Raw genomic sequence first — 5,991 nt, forward strand, 5'->3', positions numbered from 1 at the left:
ACCCCCGCTCCCTGTTGACGGCCGCCCGCTTCCGGCAGTCCCGCAGTACCCCCGTCCCCGTCCCCACCCCCGCCCACGGCAGTCCCCGGGCGATATGCGTGCGAAGGAGCCCGCGATGAGCGAGATGATCACCGCGGACCTGGTCGACCTCGACCTGTCCGCCGATACCAAAGAGGCGGCGGCACGTGCCCTCGCCGAGCGCATGGTCGCCCAGGGCCGGGTCACCGACCTCGACGGCTTCCTCGCCGACGTGGCCGCCCGCGAGGCGCAGATGCCGACCGGCCTGGACGGCGGCATCGGCATCCCGCACTGCCGCAGCGAGTACGTCACCGAGCCCTCGCTCGCCTTCGGGCGCAGCGCCGAGGGCGTCGACTTCGGCGCCCCGGACGGCCCCGCCGACCTGATCTTCCTGATCGCCGCGCCCGCCGGCGCCGACGACGCCGGCGCCGACGACGCCCACCTCACCATCCTGTCGGCGCTCGCCCGGCAGCTCATGAACGCCGAGTTCACCTCCGCGCTGCGGTCGGTGGGCGACGCGGAGAGCGCGGCGGCCCTGATCCGCGGGGACGAGCCCGAGGCCGGGTCCGAGGCCGCGGCCGGTTCCGCGGGCAGCACAGACTCCGTGGCGACGTCGGCGGCGGCCTCCGCCGACGCCGCCACGGGCACCACGAGCCCGGCACCCGCGTCCGGCGACGCCCCTCCGTTCCGTATCGTCGCCGTCACCTCCTGCCCGACCGGTATCGCGCACACCTACATGGCGGCCGAGGCGCTGGAGAACGCGGGCCGCGAGGCCGGTGTCGACCTCGTCGTGGAGCCGCAGGGCTCGGCCGGTTTCACCCGGCTCGACCCGGCGGTGATCGCGGCGGCGGACGCCGTGATCTTCGCCCACGACGTACCCGTACGGGAGAAGGAACGCTTCGCCGGCAAGCCGACCGTCGACGTCGGTGTGAAGGCGGGCATCAACCGTCCCGCCGAACTGATCACCGAGGTCCGCGGCAAGGCGGAGCGCGGCGAGGTCAGCGGCGGATCCGCGCCGACACCGGTCGAGCGCGGCGGCGAGGCGGGCGAGGGCTACGGCTCGATGCTCCGCAAGTGGCTGATGTCCGGCGTGAGTTACATGGTCCCGTTCGTCGCGGCGGGCGGTCTGCTGATCGCCCTCGGCTTCGCGATCGGCGGTTACGAGATCAAGTCCGCGCCCTCGGTCATGCAGCACTTCGTGTGGACGCAGACCGACAGCTGGGCCGCGCTGATGTTCCAGATCGGCGCCGTCGCCTTCGGCTTCCTCGTCCCGGTCCTGGCCGGTTACATCGCCTACGGCATGGCGGACCGGCCGGGTCTGGTGCCCGGGTTCGTCGGCGGCATGATCGCCTCCACCATCAACGCGGGCTTCCTCGGCGGTCTCGCCGCCGGTCTGATCGCCGGTGGTGTGGTGCTGGCGATCCAGAAGGTGAAGATCCCCAAGGCGGTGCGCGGGATCATGCCGGTGGTGGTGATCCCCCTGATCTCCACGGCGATCGTCGGGTTCCTGATGTTCGTGGTCATCGGCAAGCCGATCGCCTCCGCGCAGAAGGGCATGACCGACTGGCTCAACGGCCTCAGCGGCTCGAACGCCGTCCTGCTGGGCGCCCTGCTCGGCCTCATGATGTGCTTCGACCTCGGCGGCCCGGTCAACAAGGTCGCGTACACCTTCGCGACCGCCGGCATCGCGGTCTCCAACCCCAGCGACTCGGCGATGAAGATCATGGCCGCGGTCATGGCGGCCGGCATGGTCCCGCCGCTGGCGATGGCCCTGGCGACGACCGTGCGCGGCAAGCTCTTCACCGAGACCGAGCGCGAGAACGGCAAGGCCGCCTGGGTCCTGGGCGCCTCCTTCATCTCCGAGGGCGCCATCCCGTTCGCGGCGGCCGACCCGCTGCGCGTCATCCCGTCCTCGATGGTGGGCGGCGCGATCACCGGCTCCCTGTCGATGGCGTTCGGCGCGACCCTGCGCGCCCCGCACGGCGGCATCTTCGTGGTCCCGCTGATCGGTCACGCGTTCCTCTACCTGATCGCCATCGCGGTCGGTATGTGCGTCACCGCCGCCCTGGTCGTCGTACTGAAGGGCATGCGCAAGCAGCCCGTCGGCAGTACGGCCCCCGGGGCGCCGGAGGACATGGCCGCCCCGGCGGCGGAGACGAAGCAACCGGTCGCCGCCTAGCCGCTGTCCGGCCGCTTTTGGGCCGCCATGAGGTGTTCACGGCAACTGCGAGATACGTCACGGTCCGGGACCACGGTCCCGGACCGTGGTGTCTACTGGAACGCATGCCTGCGCACGTCTCGATCCTCCAGCTGACCGGTGTGGCCGTCCTCGCCCTGGCGACCGTCGCCTGGGTGCTCGGCCTGACCCGCATCCTGCGCCGCTCCCTCGTCGAGCCCACCGTCTGGCACACGGCCCACCCGCTCCACGGCCTCCCGACCCAGCGCGACACCGCCCCCCACCTGGAGTCCGTCGCGCTGACCCCGGCGGAACAGGACGCCTTCGCGGGTCTGGTACGACAGCTCAGCGACGGGCGCTGAACCCTTCCCCGGGTCAGAAGACCCGCGCCGCCCGCCGCTCCATCGCGTCCCGGGCCGCGTCCTCGCTGTCGTACACCTCGCACATATGACGTCCGTCCGGGGTCGCCGTGTGCTCGACCTCCCACAGGGAGACCTCCGCGCCGTCGCACAACAGGAACGCGTGCTCGTAGAGCGAGAAGCACACCGCGGTACGGCCCGCTCGGAACGGGCGGCCGAAGGCCTGCGTGATCTGGTGCGCGAACGCCGTCTCCAGCAGCGCCGCCGTCTCCGCGTCCGGCCGGTCCGTGTTCTCCGCCCGGCGCAATAACCTGCGCGCGTGATCCGCGGAGTCGTCCGACTCGTAGGTGTGCCGGGGCTCCGGGATCGGCGACAACTGCACCAGCACCGGCAGTTCGAACTCCGGGGTGTCCGGCGGCAGCGGCAGCCGCGCGGTCGCGGTGCGCAGCTCCTCCTCGTCCACGTACACCTCGTGCTGCGTCTCACGCCCCAGCACCGTGTTGTGGACGAGCTCCCACAGAGTGAGTGCCGAACCGTCGGCGAGCAACCACGTGTGCCGGTACGTCTCCCGGTGCAGGCCCGCGCTGTGGTGCGCGGAGTGCAGCGAACTGTCGTGCGCCAGCGCGCAGTCCAGACGCCCTATCGTCTCGTCCGGCAGCTCGAAGGAGTTCAGGGCACGGCCGAGGAGTCGCTCCAGGGTCTCCTGCGGAGACTCGGGCGACTCGGGTTGTTCGTACGCTGCCGTGTCGTACGGAACGCTCAAGGCTTCTCCCGGCGTTGCTGCATGTCACCTTGTGGGTGCATACCGTAGCCCCTCGGTCGGACATCATTCCTGTGAACCGAGAAAACGTATGCCCGGAAAACGCGCGGGCCGCGCGAGATGTTCCCGCGCGGCCCGAAGTTCCGTCAAAACCCGCCGGTCAGGCGGCACTTCCGGCGGTCCACTCGCTCCACCCGAGGTTCCAGCCGTTGAGCCCGTTGTCCGGGGCGACCGTCTTGTCGGGGGAGTTCTTCACGATCACGACGTCCCCGATCAGCGAGTTGTCGTAGAACCACTTGGCGTTCGTCGCACCCTGCGCGCCCTGCACGTCCGCGAGCCCGACACAACCGTGACTGGTGCCGGTCTGACCGAAGGGCGGATTCGCCTTGTTGTACCAGTAGTTGCCGTGGATGAACGTCCCCGACGAGGTCAGCCGCATCGCGTGCGGCACGTCCGGGATGTCGTACTCGCCGCCGAGCCCGACCGTCCGGCTGTTCATCCGCGTCTGCGTGAACTTCTCGGAGATCACCATCTGCCCGTTGTACGTGGTGTGTTCGGGGCTGCCCGAGGAGATCGGCAGCGACTTGAGGGTCTGACCGTCCCGCACGACCGTCATGGTCTGGGTGTTCACGTCGACCGTGGACACCTGCGACCGCCCGATGGTGAAGCTCACGGTCTTCTTCTGCACGCCGTAGACACCGTTCGCGCCCTGCACACCGTCCAGGTCGATCTTCATCGTGACCTTGGAACCGGCCTTCCAGTAGTCCTGCGGCCGGAAGTCGAGCCGCTGCGCCCCGAACCAGTGCCCCACGACCTGCTGCCCGCTGCTGGACGTGACCGTGATGTGCGACTGCACGGCCTTCTGGTCGCTGATCGCCTTGTCGAAGGTGAACGACACCGGCATCCCCACACCGACCGTCGTCCCGTTGTCCGGCGTGTACGTCCCGATGAAGCTGTTGCCCGAAGTGACCGTGGTGAAGATGGAGTTGGCGGCAGCGGTCTTGCCGCTCGAGTCCTTCGCGGTGGCCGATATCTGGTACTTGGTCCCGCGCTCCAACTGCTCCTTCGGCTTCCAGCTCGCGCCGTCCGCGGATATCGCCCCGTCCACGGCCTGCCCGGACCCCGAGACCGTCATCTTCACGTCGGTCAGCTTGCCGCCGCTGACCTGTACGCCGGTCGCGTTGATGGACGCGTTCGTCGCACCGTCCTTCGCCGAGATGACGATCTTGGCGGTCGACGTCTTCACGGACGCCCCGCCGCCACCCTTGCTGTTGGTGTCGGTGTCCGCGCTGGCGTTCCCGCCGCACGCGCTGAGGGTGAGGGTGCCGACCACCAGGGCGGCGATGGCCCCCAGTACGCGCCGCGCTGCTATGTCCGGCGTTGTCACGGGCTGCTCCAGGTTCGAGTGGTGTGCGGAGTGCGGAAGCACGCAGTGCGCGGTGGTGATGCGTGATGCGTGATGCTTGATCCGCTGCGATGCGTGGACAAAGAGGGTCCCCGCCCCCGCACGGGTTCCCGCCGTTCCCCACGAACGCCATCCGGTGACAGAACCGCGACAAACACCGGGACGAACCTCCGGAAACCCCGGATGCCCACCGCCACAGGGCGTGCCTACCGCCTCCCGTACAACTCCTCGTACGACGGCCACGTCCCGCCCGGCCCGTCCACCGGCTCGGCCGCACGCACCGCGCGCACGATCGCCCGGGTCACGACCTCCGCGCCGGCCGCGAGGATGTCGTTGAGGGCGAGGGGGTGTTCGGCGTCGAGCGGACGGGCCCCGGTGGCCATCGCGAACACCGTGTCCCCGTCGTTCAGCAGATGCACCGGGCGTACGGCGCGCGCGATGCCGTCGTGCGCCGTACCGGCCAACTTCTGTGCCTGCGCCTTCGACAGGTCCGCGTCGGTGGCGACCACCGCGAGCGTGGTGTTCAACGGGGGAGGCGCGTTCTTCGCGGCGGTCTCGGCGAGGCGCCGGCGCGCGGCCTCGTGGACGTGCGCTTCCGGATACGTCACGCGCCCCTGGAACAACTCCCCGTACAGGACGCCCGTTTCGGGATCCATCACCGACCCCGCCGCGTTGGCCACCACGAGCGCTGCCACCGTGATCCCGGACTCCAGCACGATGCTCGCGGTCCCGATCCCGCCCTTCATCGGCCCGACCGCGGCGCCCGTACCGGCACCCACGCATCCCTCGCGCACCCGCACCCCCGGCCCACTGATCGCGGCGGCCTCGACCGCGGCCCGCCCGGTGGCCGTGTCCGGCCTGGCCTTGAAGTCGCCGCCCCGCCCCAGGTCGAACACACAGGCCGCGGGCACCACCGGCACGACGTGCAGGGGATCCGCGCCGACCCGCACCCCGCGCCCCTGCTCCTCCAGCCAGGCCATCACCCCGGACGCGGAATCGAGCCCGTACGCGCTGCCGCCGGTCAGGACGATCGCCTCGGCCCGCTGCACCACGTTGCGCGGATCGAGCGCGTCGGTCTCCTTGGTACCGGGCCCGCCACCGCGCACATCCACGGCGGCCACCGCCCCACCCTCCGGCGCGAGCACGACGGTGGTACCGGTGAGCCAACCGTCCCCCACCCGCGTCGCATGCCCCACCCGCACCCCGGCCACATCCGTCAACGCGTCAACTGTCATGGGGCTCAGTCTCACCCAGGGAGAGCGGGGCCGTGGCA

At 70.6% G+C, this 5,991-nt stretch carries 5 protein-coding genes; 2 read left to right on the forward strand and 3 right to left on the reverse strand.

Annotation, left to right across the window (positions count from 1 at the left end):
* Positions 1–115 precede the first annotated feature (115 nt).
* Positions 116–2,197, forward strand: a complete 2,082-nt coding sequence (locus tag JHN63_RS49795; RefSeq protein WP_200691744.1) for a fructose-specific PTS transporter subunit EIIC — start codon at positions 116–118, stop codon at positions 2,195–2,197.
* Between the two features lie 104 nt (positions 2,198–2,301).
* On the forward strand, positions 2,302–2,556 hold the full coding sequence (locus JHN63_RS49800) for a hypothetical protein (RefSeq protein WP_200691745.1): 255 nt from the start codon (positions 2,302–2,304) through the stop codon (positions 2,554–2,556).
* Positions 2,557–2,569: 13 nt separating this feature from the next.
* Here JHN63_RS49800 and JHN63_RS49805 read toward each other — a convergent pair whose 3' ends face one another.
* The 3 genes from JHN63_RS49805 to JHN63_RS49815 form a co-directional block, all read right to left on the reverse strand.
* Entirely contained in the window at positions 2,570–3,316 is a 747-nt protein-coding gene (locus JHN63_RS49805; protein ID WP_200691746.1) for a DUF6227 family protein, read from the reverse strand.
* Positions 3,317–3,473: 157 nt separating this feature from the next.
* On the reverse strand, positions 3,474–4,700 hold the full coding sequence (locus JHN63_RS49810; protein ID WP_200691747.1) for an Ig-like domain-containing protein: 1,227 nt from the start codon (positions 4,698–4,700) through the stop codon (positions 3,474–3,476).
* 224 nt (positions 4,701–4,924) lie between these two features.
* On the reverse strand, positions 4,925–5,953 hold the full coding sequence (locus tag JHN63_RS49815; RefSeq protein WP_200691748.1) for a P1 family peptidase: 1,029 nt from the start codon (positions 5,951–5,953) through the stop codon (positions 4,925–4,927).
* Positions 5,954–5,991: the final 38 nt, after the last annotated feature.

Origin of the sequence: Streptomyces sp. MBT65, from assembly GCF_016612545.1 — a bacterium.
In the GTDB taxonomy this organism is placed as follows: Bacteria; Actinomycetota; Actinomycetes; order Streptomycetales; family Streptomycetaceae; genus Streptomyces.

Coding starts and splice junctions, on each gene's coding strand:
- JHN63_RS49800 (WP_200691745.1), top strand. CDS start 2,302: ATGCCTGCGCACGTCTCGATCCTCCAGCTGACCGGTGTGGCCGTCCTC.
- JHN63_RS49795 (WP_200691744.1), top strand. CDS start 116: ATGAGCGAGATGATCACCGCGGACCTGGTCGACCTCGACCTGTCCGCC.
- JHN63_RS49815 (WP_200691748.1), bottom strand. CDS start 5,953: ATGACAGTTGACGCGTTGACGGATGTGGCCGGGGTGCGGGTGGGGCAT.